This is a genomic window from Rhizobium mongolense subsp. loessense, assembly GCF_900099775.1.
GTDB lineage: Bacteria > Pseudomonadota > Alphaproteobacteria > Rhizobiales > Rhizobiaceae > Rhizobium > Rhizobium loessense.
Map to the genome: position 1 here is coordinate 523,504 of NZ_FMTM01000002.1, position 21,442 is coordinate 544,945.

Annotated in this window: 17 protein-coding genes; 5 read left to right on the forward strand and 12 right to left on the reverse strand. The window is 59.4% G+C overall.

What is annotated here, in order from left to right:
• Positions 1–66 precede the first annotated feature (66 nt).
• Both BLP23_RS10100 and BLP23_RS10105 read right to left on the reverse strand, forming a co-directional pair.
• A complete protein-coding gene (locus BLP23_RS10100) occupies positions 67–1,041 on the reverse strand; it encodes an aliphatic sulfonate ABC transporter substrate-binding protein (protein ID WP_092584738.1) in 975 nt (324 codons plus the stop codon).
• 373 nt (positions 1,042–1,414) lie between these two features.
• Positions 1,415–1,714: a hypothetical protein gene (locus BLP23_RS10105; RefSeq protein ID WP_139187049.1), complete on the reverse strand. Its 300-nt coding sequence runs from the start codon at positions 1,712–1,714 to the stop codon at positions 1,415–1,417.
• Between BLP23_RS10105 and BLP23_RS10110 the strand changes: the two genes are divergently transcribed.
• Positions 1,698–2,924, forward strand: a complete 1,227-nt coding sequence (locus tag BLP23_RS10110) for an acyl-CoA dehydrogenase family protein (protein WP_092584740.1) — start codon at positions 1,698–1,700, stop codon at positions 2,922–2,924. The genes BLP23_RS10105 and BLP23_RS10110 overlap by 17 nt on opposite strands.
• A 72-nt stretch (positions 2,925–2,996) precedes the next feature.
• Here BLP23_RS10110 and BLP23_RS10115 read toward each other — a convergent pair whose 3' ends face one another.
• The 7 genes from BLP23_RS10115 to BLP23_RS10145 all read right to left on the reverse strand — a co-directional run bounded on the left by BLP23_RS10115 (position 2,997) and on the right by BLP23_RS10145 (position 11,527).
• Positions 2,997–4,397 (reverse strand): LLM class flavin-dependent oxidoreductase, encoded by a 1,401-nt coding sequence (locus tag BLP23_RS10115; protein ID WP_092584741.1) that lies wholly within the window; start codon positions 4,395–4,397, stop codon positions 2,997–2,999.
• A 16-nt stretch (positions 4,398–4,413) separates the two neighbouring features.
• Positions 4,414–5,628 (reverse strand): SfnB family sulfur acquisition oxidoreductase, encoded by a 1,215-nt coding sequence (locus tag BLP23_RS10120; RefSeq protein WP_092584742.1) that lies wholly within the window; start codon positions 5,626–5,628, stop codon positions 4,414–4,416.
• Positions 5,629–5,655: 27 nt separating this feature from the next.
• The gene (locus BLP23_RS10125) at positions 5,656–6,657 is read right to left on the reverse strand and encodes an ABC transporter permease (protein WP_092584743.1); all 1,002 of its coding nucleotides are present in this window, start codon (positions 6,655–6,657) and stop codon (positions 5,656–5,658) included.
• Positions 6,654–7,691 carry an ABC transporter permease gene (locus BLP23_RS10130; protein WP_407691776.1) on the reverse strand — a complete coding sequence of 346 codons (1,038 nt, stop codon included), beginning with the start codon at positions 7,689–7,691 and terminating at the stop codon, positions 6,654–6,656. The genes BLP23_RS10125 and BLP23_RS10130 overlap by 4 nt, the downstream gene beginning before the upstream one ends.
• Positions 7,681–9,204 (reverse strand): sugar ABC transporter ATP-binding protein, encoded by a 1,524-nt coding sequence (locus BLP23_RS10135; RefSeq protein WP_092584744.1) that lies wholly within the window; start codon positions 9,202–9,204, stop codon positions 7,681–7,683. The genes BLP23_RS10130 and BLP23_RS10135 overlap by 11 nt, the downstream gene beginning before the upstream one ends.
• A gap of 75 nt (positions 9,205–9,279) precedes the next feature.
• Positions 9,280–10,290: a sugar ABC transporter substrate-binding protein gene (locus BLP23_RS10140; protein WP_092584745.1), complete on the reverse strand. Its 1,011-nt coding sequence runs from the start codon at positions 10,288–10,290 to the stop codon at positions 9,280–9,282.
• A gap of 190 nt (positions 10,291–10,480) precedes the next feature.
• A complete protein-coding gene (locus BLP23_RS10145) occupies positions 10,481–11,527 on the reverse strand; it encodes a substrate-binding domain-containing protein (protein ID WP_092584962.1) in 1,047 nt (348 codons plus the stop codon).
• Between the two features lie 271 nt (positions 11,528–11,798).
• Here BLP23_RS10145 and BLP23_RS10150 point away from each other — a divergent pair, with 271 nt between their 5' ends.
• Both BLP23_RS10150 and BLP23_RS10155 read left to right on the forward strand, forming a co-directional pair.
• Positions 11,799–13,280 carry a sugar ABC transporter ATP-binding protein gene (locus BLP23_RS10150; protein ID WP_092584746.1) on the forward strand — a complete coding sequence of 494 codons (1,482 nt, stop codon included), beginning with the start codon at positions 11,799–11,801 and terminating at the stop codon, positions 13,278–13,280.
• Entirely contained in the window at positions 13,277–14,308 is a 1,032-nt protein-coding gene (locus tag BLP23_RS10155) for an ABC transporter permease (protein WP_092584747.1), read from the forward strand. Before BLP23_RS10150 ends, BLP23_RS10155 begins: the two co-directional genes overlap by 4 nt.
• A gap of 2 nt (positions 14,309–14,310) precedes the next feature.
• Here BLP23_RS10155 and BLP23_RS10160 read toward each other — a convergent pair whose 3' ends face one another.
• Complete coding sequence (locus BLP23_RS10160) at positions 14,311–16,239, reverse strand: helix-turn-helix domain-containing protein (RefSeq protein ID WP_092584748.1); 1,929 nt, start codon at positions 16,237–16,239, stop codon at positions 14,311–14,313.
• 114 nt (positions 16,240–16,353) lie between these two features.
• Between BLP23_RS10160 and BLP23_RS10165 the strand changes: the two genes are divergently transcribed.
• Both BLP23_RS10165 and BLP23_RS10170 read left to right on the forward strand, forming a co-directional pair.
• Entirely contained in the window at positions 16,354–17,577 is a 1,224-nt protein-coding gene (locus BLP23_RS10165) for an MFS transporter (RefSeq protein ID WP_092584749.1), read from the forward strand.
• 9 nt (positions 17,578–17,586) lie between these two features.
• The gene (locus BLP23_RS10170) at positions 17,587–18,978 is read left to right on the forward strand and encodes an amidohydrolase (protein WP_092584750.1); all 1,392 of its coding nucleotides are present in this window, start codon (positions 17,587–17,589) and stop codon (positions 18,976–18,978) included.
• A 128-nt stretch (positions 18,979–19,106) separates the two neighbouring features.
• On the opposite strand, the gene BLP23_RS10175 is transcribed toward BLP23_RS10170, so the two are convergent.
• Entirely contained in the window at positions 19,107–19,943 is an 837-nt protein-coding gene (locus BLP23_RS10175; protein ID WP_092584751.1) for an alpha/beta hydrolase, read from the reverse strand.
• A gap of 11 nt (positions 19,944–19,954) precedes the next feature.
• Entirely contained in the window at positions 19,955–21,442 is a 1,488-nt protein-coding gene (locus BLP23_RS10180; protein ID WP_092584752.1) for an NAD-dependent succinate-semialdehyde dehydrogenase, read from the reverse strand.

Genomic DNA, 21,442 nt, shown 5'->3' on the forward strand with positions numbered 1-21,442 from the left:
AGCGCGACTGGTTTACGGGCGGCGCTTCGGCCAAGGTGTCAAGCATGCTCGCCATGCGATCGTCCGCTACTGAATGAGAGCTTGGCTGAAGCTCGGATCGATCAGTTCATCGACCGATTTTTCGATGTCGGCTTCCGCCGGCAGGACGCCAGCCTGCTGCAGCGCCAGGCCGGCTTTGAGGATCGTCTCGCGCTGGGCATCGCCGATACGCGAAGAGGATAGGTCCGTTCTCCCAAGCTGCCGCTCGATCACGGCATCTGGCAACTTTGCCGCCTCGACGAGCACAGCCTTGACCGCTGACGGGTCGGCAAGTGCCTTCTTGCGCGCGTCCTCGTAGACGGCAAGCACACGCTTGACGATTTCAGGATGCTCGGTTGCGAACCTCTCCGGCGTATTGAGAACACCCCAGCTGTTGTTCTCGGGCTTGCGGTAGAAAAGCTTGGCGCCCTCCTCCACTTCTGCTGCCGCCATCAGCGGATCGAGGCCGGCCCAGGCATCGACATCGCCGCGGCTGAGCGCAAGACGGCCATCGGCATGCTGGAGCAGCACAAAATTGACATCGTCCGCCTTGAGCCCCGCATCGGCAAGCGCACGAACAAGAAATATATGCGGATCAGTGCCGCGGGTGACGGCCACCGTCTTGCCCTTCAAGTCGGCGACAGTTGAAATTGCGGAATCCTTGCCCGTCACCAGAGCGGTCCATTCGGGCCGCGAATAGACGTAGATGGATTTGATCGGATTACCATTGACACGTGCGATCAGCGCCGCAGCGCCAGCCGTCGAGCCGAAATCGATGGAGCCCGCATTCAGATATTCCAGCGCCTTATTGGAGCCGGCCGACTGCACCCAACGGATTGCGATGCCATCCTTCTCGAAGGCCTTCTCAAGCAGACCCTCTTTCTTCACCAGCAGGCTTAAAGGGTTATAAGTTGCCCAATCGATGCGGATTTCCGCAGGATCGGCAGCCACCGCCGCTGATGATCCTAGCCCAAGCGTCAATGCAAGTGCGATTGTAGCGAATTTTGTGAAAGTCGACTTCATATCCCCATCCTCTGCTGGCAGCCGTACGAGGCCCGAAGAGTAGGCGGTCATAGAAAGCCGGATAAGGCACGCAATTCTATAATCATGTAAATCAGTAGAAATTAGCGATTTATTCAGTGAAGCAATACCCCGCTCGGCACATCGCGCAGCGAGACCTGGTTCCATCGGCCGGATAACGACAATCATCCGCAAGTCGACCGAGGGGCTCTGGATAGACTGCAGCGGGCGCGCGGATATGTTGGCACAAGGTCAGGACGCCGATCCGGATATTCGTTGGTCCGCAGTCGATCACCGTCTACGCAAAATCCTTCTACCGCGAACACAATCTTCGGCATCGTCTTCTTTGTCTATTAATTTAATAGATTATACCGTCTCACATCTCTTCGGACCAAGTTACCGCGAGCTTCGGTGATTTTGCCCGCCGAACCTGACGCTCCGGCGGGCGCAATCGAAGATTGGCGAAAGGAAGATAGATGAGCCTTGCGAACGACACTTTTGCAGAGTGGAGAGCCTCCTCTGCTGCCACGGATGCTGCGGCGCTTCGCACAATGACGAGCAGCGGAAGTGGAACGCCCGTCAACTCAATGACTTCAACAGGCAGAATACCGCACTGACCGGTCTGCACATTCAGGCACCTGCAGGAGGAGTGATTACCAATGACCAGCTCGAACATCAGTAGCTTGCACGCCGTCAAAACCGCCGATACCCAGACAGATCGGGACAGGCTTTTTGCCAGGGCCGCACAGATTGCAGCCGACCTCGCCAAGCGCGGGGCCGATCTCGATCGCCAGGGCCAGCCGCCGTTTGAGGAGATTTCAACCCTGAAGACGACCGGTCTTCTCAACGCACTGCATCCGCTGCAGATCGGCGGTGGCGGGCTTGACTGGGTGGACGGTCTGAGGCTCGTGCGCATCCTCGCCCGCGGCGAAAGCTCGATCGGCCAGCTCCTCGGCTATCACTACGTCAACAGTCAGTACATCTACTGGGCTGCGGATGATCCCGACCAGGCATGGCAACTGGGGGCTGAGACCGTCGCGAAGAACCTTTACTGGGGTGCAGCCGTCAACCCGCGCGATCCCGGCCTGACCCTGGCGCGCCGTAACGGCCATTATGTGCTGAACGGCCGCAAGTCCTTCTCGACCGGCGCGCGCATCTCAGACCGCGTCAACGTGAACGCCGCTTTTGACCATCAGGTGGCGAATTTCGTGATCCCGACGGATCGTCCCGGCTATATTACCATCGACGATTGGGACAATATCGGCCAGCGCCTGTCCGACAGCGGCAGTGTGGAGTTCCGTGATCTGCCGGTTTACGAAAGCGATTTCATATCGCCGCTTGCCGCGCCGGACGCCGCTCCGAAAGTGCAGTCAACCTTCAACACACCACTGATCCAGCTCGTCTTTGCGAACTTCTATCTCGGGACGGCCGAAGGTGCACTTGCCGAAGCGCTGGATTATGTCCGCACAACCACCCGCCCGTGGGTCACGTCGGGGCTCGAGCGAGCAGCCGAAGACCCCTACATCCTCGAGCGCGTCGGCGAATTCCGCGCGGCCCTCAAGGCCGCGGCAGCGCTTGCCGACGCCGCTGCCCTCGTGGTCCAGGCCAACCTCTCCCGCGGATCCTCCGTGACTGAGCGTGAACGTGGCGAGGCCGCAATCGAGGCCTATCAATCGAAGGTCAATGCGACGCACGTCTCATTGGAAATAACTGCCCGTATCTTCGAATTGATGGGCGCTCGGGCAACGGCCTCCCGCTTCCGTTTCGACCGCTACTGGCGCAACGTGCGGACCCACACGCTCCATGACCCGGTCTTCTACAAGGCCCGCGAAGTGGGTGACTTCGCTCTTAACGACCGTATCCCGCCGGTCAGTCTCTATAGCTGACCGGTACGACGATCAAATTGAAGGGGCGCATTGTTCGGGATGCGCCCTTTTTCCATCGGTACTTCCAGATGATCAGTTTTGGCCTACGGCCAGCCTTTCGCCGGTGCGGCCGAGATCCCGGTAGGATGCACCCGGATGCGGGACAGCAAGGCGCGGACCGTGACCGAACAGCTTTTCACGGAGCGTCCCCTTGCGGTACTCGGTCTTGTAGACGCCGCGCTTTTGCAGCTCGGGGACAAGCAGATTGACGGCATCCTCAAAGGTTTCCGGTGTGACTGCATAAGCGAGATTGAAGCCATCGACGTCGGTGTCCTCCACCCATTCCTGCAACAGATCGGCGACGGTCTGCGGCGAGCCGACGAAGATAGGCCCGAAGCCGCCAATGCCTACCCAGTCGGCCATTTCACGCACGGTCCACTCCTTTGACGGGTCGATGGTTGTGAAGGTCTCGACGGCCGACTGCACAGCATTGGTATAACGGTGCCGCAGCACCTCATCGGGCGAAAACTGACCAAAATCGATGCCGGTCCAGCCCGATATCAGCGTTAGCGCACCCTCATAGGAAACATATTTGCGATAGTCGTCGAACTTGCGTTTGGCCTCGGCATCCGTCTCGCCGAGAATAACCGTCTGGAGGTTGAAGGCGAGAATCTCGCGCGGATTGCGTCCAGCTTTTTCTGCCGCCTCACGAACATTCGAGACATAACGCTTGAGCACGGCCTTGGAAGGCGCTGCCACGAAGATACATTCGGCATGCGCGCCGGCAAAGTCCTTGCCTCGGCTTGACGCGCCCGCCTGGTAAAGCACCGGAGTTCGCTGAGGTGACGGCTCGGACAGATGAATGCCGGGGACATTGAAATGCTCGCCCTTGTGGGCGATCGGATGGACTTTTCCGGGATTCGTGAAAACGCCGGTCTCACGGTCGCGCACCACGGCTGCGTCTTCCCAGCTTCCTTCCCAAAGTTTGTAGCAGACCTCCAGATATTCCTCCGCGACATCGTACCGATTGTCATGGCGAAGCTGCCCCGCCTGGCCGACATTCAGCGCACCGCTGTTGAGATAGGAGGTGACGATATTCCAGCCGACGCGGCCCTTCGTCAGATGATCAAGCGTGGAGATGCGACGGGCAAAGGTATAGGGATGTTCAAAAGAGAGCGAGGCCGTCAGACCGAAGCCGAGATTTTCTGTCAAGTGGGCCATGGTAGGAATAAGCTGCAGTGGATCGTTGACCGGCACTTGGGCGGAGTGCTTCAGCGCTGCGTTCACATTGCCGTTGAGCACATCGTAGACACCCAGCACGTCGGCGATGAACAGGCCGTCGAACTTGCCGCGTTCCAGCGTCTTTGCAAGGTTCACCCAATAATCCAAGTCCTTGTAGCTTTCCGACCGGTCGCGCGGATGACGCCAGAGTCCGGGGGATTGATGACCGACGCAGTTCATGTCGAAGGCGTTCAGCCGGATTTCGCGAACCATGGGTTTCTCCCTAAGCTCAGAGCGCGCCACTGCGGGGCGGCATAACGTCATTGAGATGAAAATTTCCTGCCACGTGATATTTCCAGCGCACCGGATCGTGCAGCGTGTGCGTGCGGGCATTGCGCCAGTGGCGGTCGAGGTTCAAACCTTCCCGCACCGACGCTGTCCCGGCGAGTTCGAAGAGCGCATTGGTGGCCTCAAGCGCGATTTCAGTCGTCAGCACCTTTGCAGTCGCCACTGCCAGCGTTGCGGCAACAACATTGTCTTGCGTTGGATCGATCTGTGCATGGTCAACCTTGTATCCCGCATATTCGAGCGTCGCCGTGGCCGCTTCGAGACGGATTGCAATCTGGCCCACCTTAGCAATGGTCAGTGGATCGTCCGAAGCTCGTTCCACGCCGCTGTCCGTCCAGGGACGTGAACGTGTGCGTACAAAATCGACCGTGTCGCGAAAGGCCGCACGAGCGATCCCGAGATCCACTCCGGCATGGATGATCTGACCGACGGAGCCGATGGTGCCTGGCCGCTCAAAGCCCTTGTGGTGACGGACAACGGCGCTTGCTGGAACAGCCACGTTGTTGAGAACCGTCGTCCCGCTGCCGGTTGTCCTTTGCCCGATACCGTCCCAGTCATCGACGATCTCGATGCCCTCCGTCCCACGAGGTGCCAGGGACATGGTCAGTTGTTCGTCCTCGTTGAGGGCAAAGATGGCTATCCAGTCGGCGAAGAGTACGCCCGTCGAATAGAACTTGCGGCCGTTGATACGGAAGCCCGGGCCATCCGTCGTGAGGCGGGTATTATGGCGGCCGACGGTTTTGGTGCCAATTTCCGACAGTGCGTTGCCGAATTTGTCTCCGGCGAGCGCACGCCCGAAATAGAAGCGTTTCTGGTCTTCCGTGCCATCGTGGCGAAGGGCCTCCAGGATATAGAAATGGTTCTGTGGAATCTGACCGATAGAACCGTCTGCTTCCGCAAGGATTGCCGTCACCTCTGCCAAGACGGCATTTGACACGTCAATGCCGCCATATTCGGCGGGCACCGTTATCGCGAGCAGACCAGACTTTGCCAACCGCTCAAGCTCCCGGTAAGGCAGTATGCGCTCCCGGTCCCGTTTGCTTGCCCCTTCGGAAAATTCTGCCGCCAGTTCGCGGGCGACGGCCAGTGCTTCCTCCTCGCTTACAATTCTCGCAGCGGACAAGGGCGTAGCATTCAAAAGCGAAACTTGAGACATGATAAGACCTCCATGCAAGCCGGGGCTTCACGCCCGGACGGCAGTTTTACGATTGGCGAAACTGACCGCGAGGACGGCGAAGATCAAAAGTCCGGTGCCGACTTGCTGCCAGTAGAAATTAAGGCCAGACAGAAGCAATCCGTTGGCGACGATGCTCAAGAGGAGCACGCCGAGCACGGTTCCTGCGACATTTGGCCGTCCATGCCGGCTCAAGGTCGTGCCGATGAAGGTCGCGCCGATGGCGTTGAGCAGGAAAGCGTTGCCCGAGGACGGAATGTAGACCGTCACGGTCGAGGTGAGTAAGAGACCGGCGATGGCGGCGATAGCAGAAACGACAACGTAGGTGACGGCGATGTGCGCGCGAAGCGGGATACCCGAATAGCGCACCACGCCCGGCGCGATCCCGGCCGAAAACACCACGCGGCCAAAGCGGCTGCGTGTCAGGATCACGAAAGCGAGGAAGATGACGGCCATGGCAATGAGGAGCGGTACCGGTACACCGCCGACGATCCCACGGCCGAGGAACCGGAAGCTCTCCGGCACGCCCGCCGGCGGCAGATAAACGGGATTGCCTCCATTGGTCAGCAACTGCTGCGCACTGCGTCCGATGAAGAGAGTGCCGAGCGTGGCAAGAAACGGTGAAATACCGATACCGGAAATCAATACCGCATTGAGGATACCCACGAGGGCGCCGCTACCGATGCCGGCACCGAGTGCCAAGGCCACCGGCTGGCCGGCAAGGACCAGCGAGACGAAGGCAAAGCTCGCAAAATCGATCGCCGTCCCGACCGACAGATCAACGCCGCCGGCAGATACCGCGAATGTCATCGCGATAGCGACAATAGCAAGTAGCGTGAAATTGTTGACGAGAATGCTCAGCAGGTTCGCCGTCGTCAGAAAACCAGGTGCGGCAATGGAGAAGACGGCAAAAACGGCGACCAGAGCCACCACGAGCGCATAGCGCGCTGCATCGCGAAGCACAGCGCTCGAAGCGTTGAACCCGCCTTCACCTGAGAGGACCGTGCTCATGTGCGGGTCTCCTGTTTCCGCAAAAGCGTTGTTGAAGAAACGACGATCAGGATCAGAACGCCCTGTATGCCGCTAACGAGAGTGCTCGACAGATTGAGCAATTGGAAACCGTTCACGAGAAAACCGACGAAAAGCGTAGAAAGCAGCGTCCCCGTGATCGTCGGCACCAGTCGCCGCGAAAACACGGTGCCGAGCAATGCGATAACGACCACGGGCAAAAGAAGCTCTCCTGACCCTGTCGAGCTACCGCTGAGATAAGAGACCGATAGGATGCCGGCTATGCCGCCGCACAGGCCACTGAAGAGAAACGAGCCGGCGATAAATGGCCTGATGGAGAGGCCTGAAGCGCGCGCTGCCTCAGGAAACTCGCCAACGGCGTATAGTCGCAGGCCGAGTGGCGTTGCCTGCACCACGAGCGCGACAACGGCCGCAAATCCGATCAGCACATAGGCGAGCGCCGGCACGTCGAGCGGACCGATACCGGAGAGAACCGCCAAAAGGTTACCGGTTGCGGGGATGACTGTGTTCTGGGTCAGGACGAGTTCCAGCCCGGAGACGATGTTCATCACTGCGAGTGTTGCAAGTAGCGGGATGATCCCGGCAACGGTGATCGCCACCGCATTGATCGCGCCGATGGCAAGACCGGCCGCAATTGCGCCAGCCGCCGCCACTGCATCGCCCTGCCCCGCCTGCGAGAGCGCGGCGTAGACTGCGGCACTGAACCCCATATTGGCCGCTAGCGAAAGATCGATCCCGCCAGTGACGACATTGCCTCCGCCTGCAATGATGACGACGGTAAGCCCCACCGCAAGCACTCCGGCGATCGCCGATTGCGCCAGCACGTTGCCGACATTGCCGAGCGAAAGAAAGTAAGGCGCAGAAATGGAGAAAAAAATCAGCACGGCCACGAAAATCGCAAGCGACCCGCCCTGAAGTATCAATGTCGTCAGACGGCGGCTAAACCGTCCAGCCGGTGCAGGGGACTGCACCATGGCAGAGGCGCCTGTGGGAGTGGGTGCAGCCTCAACCAGCATGACGAAGCTCCTGCGATGAACCGCTTACCTCCGCAAGCACCTCATCGACTGTCGTCTCCTTCGAGACAAATTCGCGGACGATGCGACCGCGAAAAAGAACAAGGATGCGATCGGTAATTCCCAGAAGTTCCGGTAAGTCGGATGAGAGGACGATAACGCCGGCGCCGCGCTCTACGAGTTCTGCAATCAGTGAATAGATCTCTGCTTTTGCAGCAATGTCGACCCCGACCGTCGGCTCGTCGAGCAGATAGATTTCGCAATGACGGCTCAGCCATTTGGCGATCGCCACCTTCTGCTGGTTGCCGCCGGAAAGCGTGCGCACCAGAGCGTCTTGGCCCGCGGCCTTGATCTGGAGCCGCTTCATCAACCGATCGGCTTCAGTGTTTTCAGCACGAGCATCAAGAAGACCGGCGCGCGTAAAGCGGCCGAGACTGGCGAGCGTCGTGTTTTCCGTGACACTAAGGTCCAGCGCTACCCCATGGCGGCGCCGGTCCTCCGGTACGAGCGCAATCCGATGGCGCACAGCTTGCGCCGGGCTCGCCGCGCGCGCGGATTTGCCTTCCACCTCGACGAAACCATGTGCCGCCTCTTCCAGGCCGAAGAGCGCGCGCATCAGTTCCTTGGCGCCCGAGCCAAGCAGGCCCGTAAGGCCCAGAATCTCGCCTCGGCGCAGCGTCAGATCAATCCGGCTGAAGTGTCCCGGCAAAGACAGACCTTCGATGCGCAGCAGCGTCTCGCCAAAAGCGCTCTGTCGCTTGGGATAGAGCGCCCCGACCTCACGGTTGATCATCAACCCGGCCATTTCGGCGGCTGTCGTTTCAGAAACGGGAACGGTCGCGACGTCCCGCCCATTGCGCAACACCGTCACCGTGTCACACAGCGCTTCGATCTCACCGAGATAATGGGAGATATAGATGACGGTGATACCGTCCTCACGCAACCTGCGGATCAGGTCGAAAAGGATATCGGCTTCACGCCGGACGAGTGCTGCCGTCGGCTCGTCGAATACAAGAACCTTCGGCGCATTCAAGAGCGCGCGGGTGATCTGGATGATCTGCTTTTCCGCAGTCGAAAGCTCGGCGATCAAAGTGGAATTGGGAAGGCGCAAACCGAAATATCTGTCCAGAACTTCGGCAGCACGGCGCTGCATGAGGCGCCGATCCAGGAAGGGCGTGCCGGCAATGCGCGGCTCGCGGCCCAGGAAGAGCGCCTCTGCGACAGTGAAGGTCGGCACCAGCAGCCGATCCTGATGGATGAAATGAATTCCAAGCTGTTCGGCAAGATGCGGCGTCAGGCGGTCGTAGGATCGGCCATCAAATTCGATCACGCCGGCATCCGGTTTGTGCAGGCCGGCGAGCAGTTTGATCAAGGTAGACTTGCCTGCTCCGTTCTGCCCGACCAGCCCATGCACTGCGCCGCGAGCCACGGCAAACGACACGCCGGAAAGAGCCTTTGCCCCACCGAAACTCTTTTCGATCCCGGTCAGCCGGATAATCGCGTCCGTCGCCGTCATGGAAATCCTCCTTGTTCGGTCAGTTAAGAAGACTGCGGCACAAATGCCGCGGTCCGTGACATGGCTTGGGGAGGATCAGCCGATGCCAAGTTTCTTGGAGACCTCGGCGACATTGCCCTTGTTGGCAAGGAGAGCCGAGACATAGGTCTCGCGCGGGAGCGTTTCGCCCGCAAGCAGGCGTGCGACATTGCGGATTGCTGTACGGCCAAGTTCGGCCGGCTGCTGGGCGACGTCGGCGGCCGCGGGCGAGTTCGGATCGGCGACAAGCTGCAAGACTTCCGGACTACCGTCGACGCCGTAGGTCTTGATCTCGGTGCGGTCGGCGGCGACGAGCGCCTGCGTGGCGCCAAGCTGTGGAATGTCCCAGGCCGACCAGATCGCTTTGATCGATCCCTTTTCCGGATACTTGTTGAGGATCGCGGTCACCTGGGCGAAGGCGTCCTGTACCGTGTTCGGAATGACGTCCCTCAGTTCCGGTTGAATGATCTTGACCTTCGGGAAATATTTCACAACGTTGACGAGTTGGTCGTAACGGATCGCACAGGGCGTCACGCCGTAGAAGCCGTTGAAGACGACGATATTACCCTCGCCCCCAATATCCGAGACCAGCTGCAAAGCGAGATCTTTACCGATCCCCCAATTGTCGGAGGTCGAGTTGTTAAGCGAGTTGGTCGATCCGACATCGATCGTCAGTACTGGGATGCCGGCTTCGCGCGCCTTCTTCAGCCACGGATCGATGACCGTCAGGGTACCAAGAAGCTGGACGATCGCATCAGGCTTCTGAGCGATCAGCGTCTGGAGTTGGGAAACGAGCTTGCCGTCGTTGCGGCCAGCGTCTACTGCGATTGGTTCTCCACCAAGGCGCTTCACCTCTTCGATTTGGGCGTTATAGGCCTGGAGGTCAAAAAAATGATCGGTTCCGGCAGTGCTGATGCCGATGCGCTTTCCCTTGAGCGGACCCTCTTCAGCAGCCAAGGCGACCGTGCCGCTGAGGAGCGTCGTGCCCGCAGCAGCGGCTCCGGCGACCGCCGACCATTTCAAAATATCCCGGCGTGCGAACTTCCCCAGAATTGACTTTTCGCTCATGCGTATCTCCAACGATCAAGAACATAATGTCTATAGTTTCAGTAGTTTTTTAGCGTCGCGAGCAAGATGATTTCGTTTGCGATCACAGCGGAGGAAATCGTCACTCAAAAATCCGAGCGTGAGGAAATGCCAACAGCGGCGACATTGGGCGAGAGGCGCTGTGAAAAAGCCCGTCATGCCGACCTCACGTTCAAAACGCCGCGGCGGGTATCCAATCGGCCGTCGCAGCCGCACTCGTCGAGAAGGCAGGAATTTTCTTGGCGAGATCTTCAATCGTCTGAACCTTCGCTGAGCGGAGTTGCTCCTGGGTCAGGAGCACCGGCTCAACCACGATATTTTGTGCAACGGCCTCACCGGCGATCTGCAACGCGGCAGCTCGAATCGAGACCGCACCGACAACGGCAGGGTTGGTTGCGACAGTTGCAACCCACGGGCTGCCCGGTTCGGTGATCTCCTGAATGTCTGCCGTCGAGATGTCGGCCGAATAGATTTTCACCTTCTCGGCGAGTCCCAGATCGGTCAGCGCCAGTTTGACGCCGCGCGCGAACTCGTCGTACGGCGCAAAGACGACAGAGATATCGGGATTGGCGCGCAGGGCTGCCTTCGCCTGGTCTGCGGTCGTCACTGCTGTCGTATCGCTAACGTTGCCAAAACGAGCCTTCTCAGCAATGTCCGGATTGGCGGTCTTGACCTTGTCCCAAATCTCGTTGCGCCGGTCGAGCGGTGCGAAGCCTGCCACATAGGCGTAACCGGCCTTGAACCTGTTGCCGTTGTCCTTGACGGCCTGGTCGAGCGCGAGTTGTGCAAGGCGATGATCAGACTGCTCGACCTGCGGAATTTTTGGATTGTTCAGATTAACGTCGAAGGCGACGATCTTGATATTCTTTGCCAGCGCCTGATCGACGACGTCGCTCAACGACTCGGGAAGACCGTGGTCGATCACGATGCCCTCGACCCCCAGGTTGATCGCTTGAAGGATTTGTTCCCGCTGCTCGGCAGCATCCTGGCGGCCGGCAAAGACACGCAGGTCGATGCCGAGAGATTTTGCCTGCGCTTGCGCACCCGCCTGATAGGCCTGAAAAAAATCACCGGCAGAGATATAGCTGATGAGCGCAACCTTGACCCCGCCCTTATCGAACGGTGCAGGCGCACCCTTCAATCCATCAGCAAATGCCGGCAACGCAAAGGCCATTGGTGCGACAAGAGAAGCAAATGCGAAACGAACGATCGGATTCATGTAGAGCGTCCCCATTGAAAGCGCCGGTTATCGGCAACACCAATCATCCATATAGTCTATTGTTTTTATAGATAACAATTCGCGCCGAAATGGACGTTAGCGAACTAATTTTGCCGGCGGCCCCGTCCAACGAGGAATGAGCAGCCCTCACTGACGAGCAAGGCGGGGTCTGAAAATATTTTCTACAAATTTTATCAACTATCGCACGCAGCGCCTTGTCTCGTCCGGCCACAAAGTACGAAAAAGGCGAAGGTTCGGAACCCGTAACGTGATGCCTCTGCTCGACATCCAGTCTCTTTCCCTTTCTTTCGGCTCGACGCTTGCGCTGGCCGATGCGTCGCTTTCGATGCGGGCGGGAGAAATCGTCGCACTGATGGGCGCGAACGGCGCGGGTAAGTCCACACTCGTCAAGGTGCTCTCCGGTGTCCACCGCGCCGAAAGCGGCGTTATGATTTGGAAAGGCGCACGCTTTCAGCCCAATAGTCCCGCCGAGGCAGCTCGCAGCGGCGTAGTCACGGTGCACCAATCAACAGATGTTGTTGGTATTCCCGATCTGTCGGTCGCCGATGCGCTTCTGCTCGATCGCTACGTCGACGGGCGGCAGCCTTTTTTCCTTTCTGCCGCTTCGGTTCACCGTGCAGCCGCGCGACTTCTCGAGGAAGTCGGAATTACGCTACCGCTCAAGCGCCGCTTTGGCGAGCTTGGCACTGCAGATCGCCAACTCGTCGCCATTGCGCGCGCTCTTTCCAACAACGCCGAACTGCTTATCCTCGACGAGCCGACGGCTAGCCTGTCATCGAATGAGAGCCAACGCCTTTTCACACTCTTGGGCGCGCTGAAGTCGCGCGGCATGGCTATCCTCTATATTTCCCATCGAATGGCCGATCTCATGTCCCTCGCCGACCGCGTGGTGGTCCTGCGTGGCGGCCGGGATGTCGGGACGTTTACGCGTCCCATCGATTTTGGGACCGCGATCGAAACGATGATTGGCCGATCACTGAAATCGGCACGTCCTGAACGAACGGCACCATCCGGTCGACCCGTGCTTGAACTAAAGCAGGCAGCGCTTATACCCGGCGGCCGACCGTTTGATTTGACTATTCACGAAGGTGAAGTGGTGGCGATCACCGGCGTTCTCGGCGCTGGCAAGAGCCGTCTTCTGTCGGCGATCTTCGGCAGGAGTGCGCTTGCAGCGGGCAGCATGCGTCTCGATGGGCGCGCATACCGACCGGCCGGCCCCGCGGCGGCCATCGCGGCGGGGGTTGTCATGGCCGCCGAAGACCGCCACCGGTCGTCGCTCATACCCGCCGGATGGCCGGGCGATAGCCTGGCTGCAACGATCAGCCTGCCGCATCTCAAGCGATGGTATCCATCGGGTCTTCTCTTCTCCGGCCGGGAGACGCGCGAGGCCGTAGCTGCCATCGGGCGGCTCGGTATCAAGACGCAAGGTCCGCGGGCTTCCATATGGTCACTGTCGGGCGGCAACCAGCAGAAGGCCGTCCTTGCCCGATGGGAAGCAGAAGACAGCCGGCTCCTGCTTCTTGACGAGCCGTTTCAAGGCGTGGATGTCGGCGCCCGGCAAGACATTATCCAGACGCTCCGCGACCATCGCGACCGCGCCACCCTGATCGCAACCTCCGATCCGGAGGAGGCATATGAAGTTGCAGACCGCATTGTTCACATTTCCAATCATAGCCTCTTTCCAGAGGCCGACGACGCAACCTGTGGGTCGGAAGGACCGTTGATCGCATGACCACAAGCCACAACGAACTTCAGGCGCATCGGCCGGCGCAGCGCCTTGAAATCCTGCGTGAAGCCATAAGACGCAGCTCGGTCTTCCTGCTTCTTGCCGGCATCATTGTGGTCTTTTCGGTCGCGCAGCCAGCCTTTATGACGCTCACCAATCTAATGAGCGTCCTGCAATCCGTGTCCGTCGTCGCCATCATCGGCGCGGGCGTAACGGTGACACTTGCGATCGGCGGCTTTGACCTGTCGGTCGGCGCGGTTGCAGCATCGAGCGTCATGGCGGCGAGCTATTCCATGATCGTCCTTGGCCTCGGCGCGCCAGAAACAATTGCCCTCGTGCTCGCCTTCGGCGCAGTCGTTGGTTTTGCGAACGCTTTCCTGATCGTCAAATTGAAGGTGCCAGACCTTCTGGCAACGCTCGCGACGATGTTTCTATTGACTGGCCTTCAGCTTATTCCATCGGCAGGGCGCTCGATATCGGTCGGACTTATCCTTCCCGATGGATCGAAGGCAACCGGCAAGATCGATCCGCTATTTCTGATGATTGGACGGTCGAGCTTCTTGGAAACTGTGCCGCTGCCGGTGCTCCTCATGCTCCTCGTCGCAGCACTTCTCGTCATCCTCACCGAACGCACGCGTTTCGGCCGGTTGCTCTTCGCCACCGGCGGCAACGAACTGGCAACGCGCCTCGCCGGAGCCGATACGGCACGGATCAAGACGATCGCCTATGTCGTATCGGGCATCCTCGCCGCCCTGGGCGGGATCATCGTGGCTGCCCGTGTCGGACGCGGCGACGTTTCGTCGGGCGCGTCACTGCTGATGGATTCGGTCGCGGCCTCTCTGATTGGCTTTGCCGTACTCGGCCTGCGCCGTCCCAACGTCCTCGGCACCACCGTCGGCGCGGTGTTTGTCAGCGTTTTGCTCAACGGAATGACGATGCTCAACGCCCCTTACTACACGCAGGATTTCATCAAAGGTGCGGTCCTGGTCGGCGCACTCGCCCTGACTTACGGCGTGGGTCGCAACAGGGCTTGAGTTCAGTTGACCATCGAAGCGTTGCTCTGACAGTATTCCGCGTGAAGCTGGCAAGCGAGACTGAGCAGCGTGAAATCAGCCGGGTCGGCAATTTTGCGACCCGTTAGCGACTCGATCCGTTGCAGGCGCTGATAAAGCGTGTTGGCGTGAATGTTCAGCGCCTGCGCTGTGCGGGTGACAGACTTCCCCTCGCGAACGTAGCGCGAGAGGGTTTCATGCAGGACGAGATGCCTCGGAGCCTGAACCAGCGGCGACAGGATATTGCGCGTGAATTCGAGGATATCCTGCCTCGCGCGTCCTTCCAGCAATAGCTCCACCCCCATGTCTCGATGCCGCAGAAGCCCCGAGCGTCCCCGACGTGACAGCGCATCTGCCGCCTGTGCGGCTTTCTCACGAGATGCGAGATGGCGCTCGCTTTCTCCATAGATCTCGCTTGCTCCAACGCAGAGGCCGAATTCCGTCGCGGCATCAGAGATCGCCCTGAGATTGCGTTCCAGTGCCGCCGTGGTCGACGCGGAGACCAGTGCCACGATCTGGTCCTCACTGTGAAAGATGAGGGAGCTGGACAATGTCATCCCCTTTTGCAGGTCCGACTGGGATTTGTGAAGGGACAGACGGGTGTTGTCGGAAGCCTCGCGTCGGGGTGCGCGCGCCACAAATACCTGACTGTAACGGTCGAGCCGAAACCCATGGTGGCTATGACGTCCGTCCGAAGCCAGCCCTGCAACCAGCGCTTCGAAATGCGCTTTACGGCGCGCGTTAAGAACGTCCATCCGAGACATGTCACGAACGAAGTCCAGCGCTACGAATGTCGCCAATGTGCCAAATAGTACCCGGTAGAAACCCTCATCTCCGGAAGTCGGAAAGTGAAATTGTCCTACCGGTGCTTCCGCGACCTCGACGGTCTGAATCACGAATTGCTCGTTGTCTGTCCATCCCGCAGATCGGTAATCCAGACCCAGCACGTTCTCGAACCGGAAATCGACGCGAAACAGCTCGGCCACGGCGCGAAGCTGTTCTGTCAGCCCGTTGCTCGTGGAAAAGATGCGCAGAAGCGCCTCATGCAGCTCGACTGCGCGGTCCAGCTCGGCATTCTTGCGGGCAAGATCGCTGCGCATCTGTTCGAGCCGATGTGAGGTGGCCACGGCGTTCTTGTAGGTCAGCGATCGCTGAAAGGCGACCGCGACATGCGCCGCCATAAACTCAAGAACGGTTCGATCGAAGATCGAAAAAGCTCCATCACTGGAAAAGCAAAGCGTCGTCAGGGTGCCCAGACGTTTCCCCTCGGCCATAACGGGAACGCAGAGCAGCGCGTTCGCTATCTCGGAGCGCTCCATGAAGGACTGACTCTCAGGACGCATAACGCGATGAGCGTCAATGATGTTCTGCCGACCATTGTGAATGGCCGGCCGGCCGGTTGCAAATACCTCGCCCGAGACGGATTCATTCGGCTGCACGCGGTAATGACTATAGTCCTCAGACAAACCCACATGCGAGACGGGCACAAGAAAACCGCTCGCTTCATCGAACAAGCGAAAAACCCCGGCATCGCAATGCGGGAGCACATGCATTACCTCGCGCAGGACATTGTGAACAATCTCGTTTTCGTCCAGCGAGTTGATGACCGCTCCGTTTACCGAGGCAAGCATTTCAAAGGTCCTGGTCTGAAGCCCGATGACGGCATCCTGCACTACCTGAACAATCCGCGCTGCCGTCTTGTCGCCGTCCTGGTCGTTAAGCGCAAACTCTGTCCGCTTGGCCGTGAAATGGGAGTGGTCGACTACGACACGAAAGGCGTCTCCTACCTTTTCAATGGAATGGCCGATGGAGGCACTGCTATTGCCCGGTTCAACATTGATGTCATTCAGTTGCAACGCGTGCGTGCGCGCCAGTTCTTTCAAGAATGGGTGTGCGGGCAGATCGATCTCCACGAATGACGCTCCATGTGAAAACGCCCATTAAATTATCGTTTCTTGTGTGGCGATCAACATATGAATTTTTCCTGACGGTGACACAAAAGACAAAAATCAAAAGGGAACTCTCAAATGATCACAAATATAAGACGTCGCCACGTTATCATCGCGATGCTGTTCGTCTGCTGGGTCGTCGGCTTTCTAGACAAGACTGCCATCAACATCGCGATCATTCCGATCAGCGAGGAATTCGCTCTGACGCCCGATCATCAGGGCATGATCATAAGTGCCTTCTTCCTGGCTTATTCGATGACCCAGTTGATCGGGGGCTATCTGGTGGACCGGCTCGGCTCGCGCCGGGTCCTGAGCTCGGCGGTCGCGGTCTGGTCATTGGGCACCGTGGCGTCGGGCGCCGTCACCAGCGCGATAGGGCTGGCTGCCGCGCGCGCGGTTACCGGCGCGGGCGAGGCAGTTTTCCCCGCGGGTGGATCTGTCGCCATCACCGAGCATTTCGAGAAATCTCAGATGGCCCGCGCGAAGTCGGTGCTGCAATCGGGGGCTTCCGTGGGTTTCGCTCTCGGCTCGATCGTCATTACCTCGTTGATCGCATTTTATAGCTGGCGGGTGATGTTCTTTGTGCTGGGTGTCGTCGGCCTCGTTCTTTCCATCGGCCTTTACTGCATCATGAAACCGCGCTCCGAGGCGCTGGTCGCGAAAGACGCCGACCGGAAAGTCTCGGAAAAGCAGCGTATCGGCGCACTACTGAAGAACAGCCTTACCTGGAAGATCGCATCGGTCTATTTCTTCACCAATATCGTATTCTGGGGCCTGCAATCCTGGCTGCCATCCTACTGGGTGAAGGTCAAAGGCATGAGCATGATGGAGATGGGAGCCTATTCGATGATCCCGCCGACGCTGGGATTCATCTCCTTTCTCACTTGCGGCTGGTTGCTTGACCGCTTCTTCCACCAGAAAGAAAAATACCTCATATGCATCGGCTCGGCCGTATCGGCAGTGTTCATCTATCTGATGGCAAACGCGGAATCGATCCCTCTCGCCTTCGCATATTTGTCGGTATCGAATGTCTTCCTTAATGCGATCTCGATCAGTGTCTTCGTGAGCATTATGAAGCATTTTCCGCAAAACTCTGTCGGGACGGCCACGGGCCTCATCAACTCTCTGGCACAACTTGGCTCGTTTGCCTCGCCCATGCTCATCGGAGCAGTGCTGTCTGCAACAAATCAGAACTACGGCATTGCGTTCTCGTTCATCGTCGGCTGCGCCATCATTGTCTGCGCCATTGCCACGACCTTCCCCGCCCTGCACGGCAGGAAGTCCGCACAACAGCCCGCCTGAAGGAATATCATGACCTATATCGACATCATTGAGCGCACCGTCGCTGCCCATGCGGACAATCTGAAATCCGTGTCGGACGCGATCTGGTCCTTCGCCGAGATCCGCTACGAGGAGACGAAGTCCGCGGCGCTCTTGGCCAACGAACTGGAAAAAGCAGGCTTTGCCGTCACTCGCAATGCCGGCAATATCGAAACGGCCTTCGTCGCAAGCTATGGCGAGGGACATCCGATCGTCGCCATCCTCGGCGAGTTTGACGCTTTGACCGGTCTCAGCCAGAAGGGCGGGCTTGCAAGCCACGATCCAATTGTTGCGGGCGGAAACGGGCATGGCTGCGGCCACAACCTTCTTGGCACCGGCGCGCTCGCCGCGATCCTCGCGCTAAAATCCTGCAAGGACGAGTTGAAGCTCCCAGGCACAATTCGCTATTATGGCTGCCCGGCCGAAGAAGGTGGCGGAGGCAAGGCCTACATGGCCCGCGAGGGCCTCTTCAACGACGTCGACGTGGCGTTCACATGGCATCCGTGGGACGAAAACCTCGCATACAATGCCCGGATGCTGGCGACCAATCAGCTATACTTTACCTTCCGGGGCACCAGCGCCCATGCCGGATTCGAGCCGCATCTTGGTCGATCGGCGCTGGATGCGGTGGAACTGACGAATGTCGGTTGCAACTATCTGCGTGAGCACATCATTCAGGACGGCCGCATTCATTATGCGATCACCGACACGGGTGGGCGGGCCCCAAATGTGGTTCAGTCTCACGCACAGGTGCTCTACAAAGTACGGGCTCCCCGAATGGACCAGGTGCGCGACATCACCGAGCGGGTGAAAGACGTCGCCCGCGGCGCGGCACTTATGACGGGGACGGAATTGGAGATCGCCTTCGACGCCGCCTCAGCCGACCTGGTGCCGAACGTTACGCTTGCCCGGATGATGCATCAGGAGTTTGAGAAGATCGGCGTCGCCAGCTTTTCGAACAGTGAAAGAGACTTTGCCGGGAGCATCCAGAAGACCTTCTCGGTCGAGGTGCAGGCGCGGGTCGCCAAGTGCGGCAAAATCCTGTCCGAGGACCTGAACCCCTTCGAGGAAGAGCCGACGTTCCTACATGGCTCGACGGACGTTGGAGACGTGAGCTGGCTGGTTCCAACCGGTCAGGTCTATGTCGCGACCGAGGCCTACGGAACTCCCCCACACACTTGGCAGATCGTCACGCAGGGGAAGTCGGGCTATGCCCACAAGGGAATGCTACAAGCCGGCAAGGTCATGGCCGCTTCGGCCGTGCGGGCGCTGACCGATCCGGCGCTCGTCAACGCCGCGAAAGCCGAGCATCGCGAGCAACTCGGGGGCGAGAAATATGTGCCACTGATCCCAGCAGATGCAACGCCGCAACGTTTGCGCTGACGGTAACCCAGGGCTCACGGTTCTGCGCCCTCGAGGGTTGACCCGATGACTTTGCCCACCAGCTCCCGAGACCTATGTGGCGAACAAACATTGCCCGCCGTGGAGAACTTCCCGATCCCGGGCCAGCCTTACCGCGGTTTGTTGCAGGCATCATTGGCAATTAAGGCGTGCAATGCCGCCGCTGTAGGGGTGCCAATGACGGCGAGATCGCGTACCGTACTCATATGATCTCCGTCTGCGATGCGCGATGCTCGCACTTCAAGCCCTTGGGCGGCAAGAAGGTCTTTGAAGGCATTTGCTTGGATTTTGAAAGGGTTAGTCTCCAGTTCGCCAGTCATAATAGCTACGCGCGTTTCAGGGTCGTGCTCACGATGCATCGGCGTAAACCGTCGCACCTCCTCGTCGCTCAAGGCGACCTCGTCACGGAGGAAAGACGTCTGCAAGGGCTCGAGATCGTATAGCCCGCCAAGCAGGAAAGCAGCAATTACACCCGAAGGCGCTACCGAGCGATTGAAGAGAAAGGTCGCAAGATGTGCACCAGCGGAGTGGCCGCTGACGGAAAATCTCCCGGGCGTGGCGCCAAAGCGATCGGCGTGCGCCAGCAGGAAAGCCTTGGCTTTCAGGACCTGACCGATCAGGACCTCCATCCTGGCGATGGGCATCAACGAATAGTCGACGATAGCGGCGACCGCGCCTGCGCGGGTGATGGTCTCAGCGACGCAGGAATAGTCTTCCTTGGAGAACATACGCCAATAGCCGCCATGGATGAACATGTGGATCGGCATGCCCGAACCGGCATTATTTGGAAGGAAGATATCGAGCGTCTCGCCCGACTCGTGACCGTAGGCGACGTTGGCCTCCATGGCGACGGTGCGGCGAGTGGCGCTGCTGCGGGTACGGATATCGTCGACAATGTCGTCGAAATTTGCGACATGATCACGAATGCGGAACGGATCGGCGGCCACAGGTTCCCCCTTCAGAAACTTGTCGCAATGTACTTGGCTTCCATGAACTCCGAAATCCCGTGATGCTGCCCTCCTTCACGTCCGAGGCCGCTCTGTTTGACACCCCCAAAGGGGGCGGCGGGATCGGAGACCAGTCCACGATTGAGGGCGATCATACCTGCCTCCACCTTCGAGGAGATGCGCATGCCACGCCCGATGTCGCGGGTATAGATGTAAGCGCAGAGGCCATGTTCCGTATCGTTGGCGGCGGCGACAACCTCTGCCTCGCTCTCAAAACGGTAAAGCGGCGCAACCGGACCGAAAATCTCCTCGTGGTTCATGTCCGAGGCCGGGGAAACATCCGCAAGCACGGTCGGCGGATAGAAAAAGCCGCGTCCTGCCGGTGCCCGTCCGCCGCAGAGCGCGCGCGCGCCCCGCGAAATGGCGTCCGCAACGAGCCGGTCGATCTTCTCCACCGCCTTGCGCGTAATCATGGGACCGCATTCCGTATCCGCATCCACACCTGGGCCGACCCTGAGAGCGGCCATGCGCTGGGTAAACTTTTCCGCGAAGGCATCGTGGACACCTGACTGGACATAAATGCGGTTTGCGGCCGTGCACGCCTCTCCCGCATTGCGCATTTTCGCTACCATCAGGCCCTCGATCGCCGCATCGAGGTCCGCATCGTCGAAAACGATGAACGGCGCGTTGCCGCCGAGTTCCATGGAGCAGGAGACGACATTCTTCGCCGCTTCCGCCAAAAGCGTGCGGCCGACGCCCGTCGAGCCTGTGAAGGAGAGTTTTCGCACGCGCGGGTCGGCCAGCATGGCGGTGGTGACGGGGCCTGGCGCCGACGTTGTCAGCACGTTGACGACGCCCGGCGGCACGCCAGCCTCCTCGTAGATGGCCGCAAGCGCATAGGCCGTCAGCGGCGTCTCGCTTGCGGGCTTCAGGATGACAGTGCAGCCGGCGGCAAGGGCTGGCGCGATCTTGCGGGTCGCCATTGCGGCCGGGAAGTTCCACGGCGTGATGAGAACGCAGATGCCGATAGGCTGGTAATCAACGACGATTCGGTTCGCGCCGGACGGGGCAATGCCGAACTCGCCGGAGATGCGCACCGCCTCCTCCGCGTTCCACCGGAAAAATTCCGCCGCATAGGCCACCTCGCCGCGCGCGTCGCGCAAGGCCTTCCCGTTCTCGAGCGAAATGAGTGTGGCAAGCATTTCGGAGCGTTCCACCATAAGTTCGAAGCAGCGGCGCAGGATCTCGGAACGCTTTCGCGGCGGCGTCTCGCGCCAGCCTTCTGTCGCGCTTGCAGCAGCCTGTACGGCCGCCTCCGCATCCGCGACAGTCGCATCGGGCACGGCGACAATGACGGCCTCGGTCGAGGGATCGATTACCTCAATCCGACCCTTGCCCGCGGCCGGCCGCCAGGCGCCGCCAATATAGAGGCCGTGGGAGAACGAGCGGAACCCGAAACGATCATGCTCGGGATGCGAAGGATGCTGGGTGACGTTCAT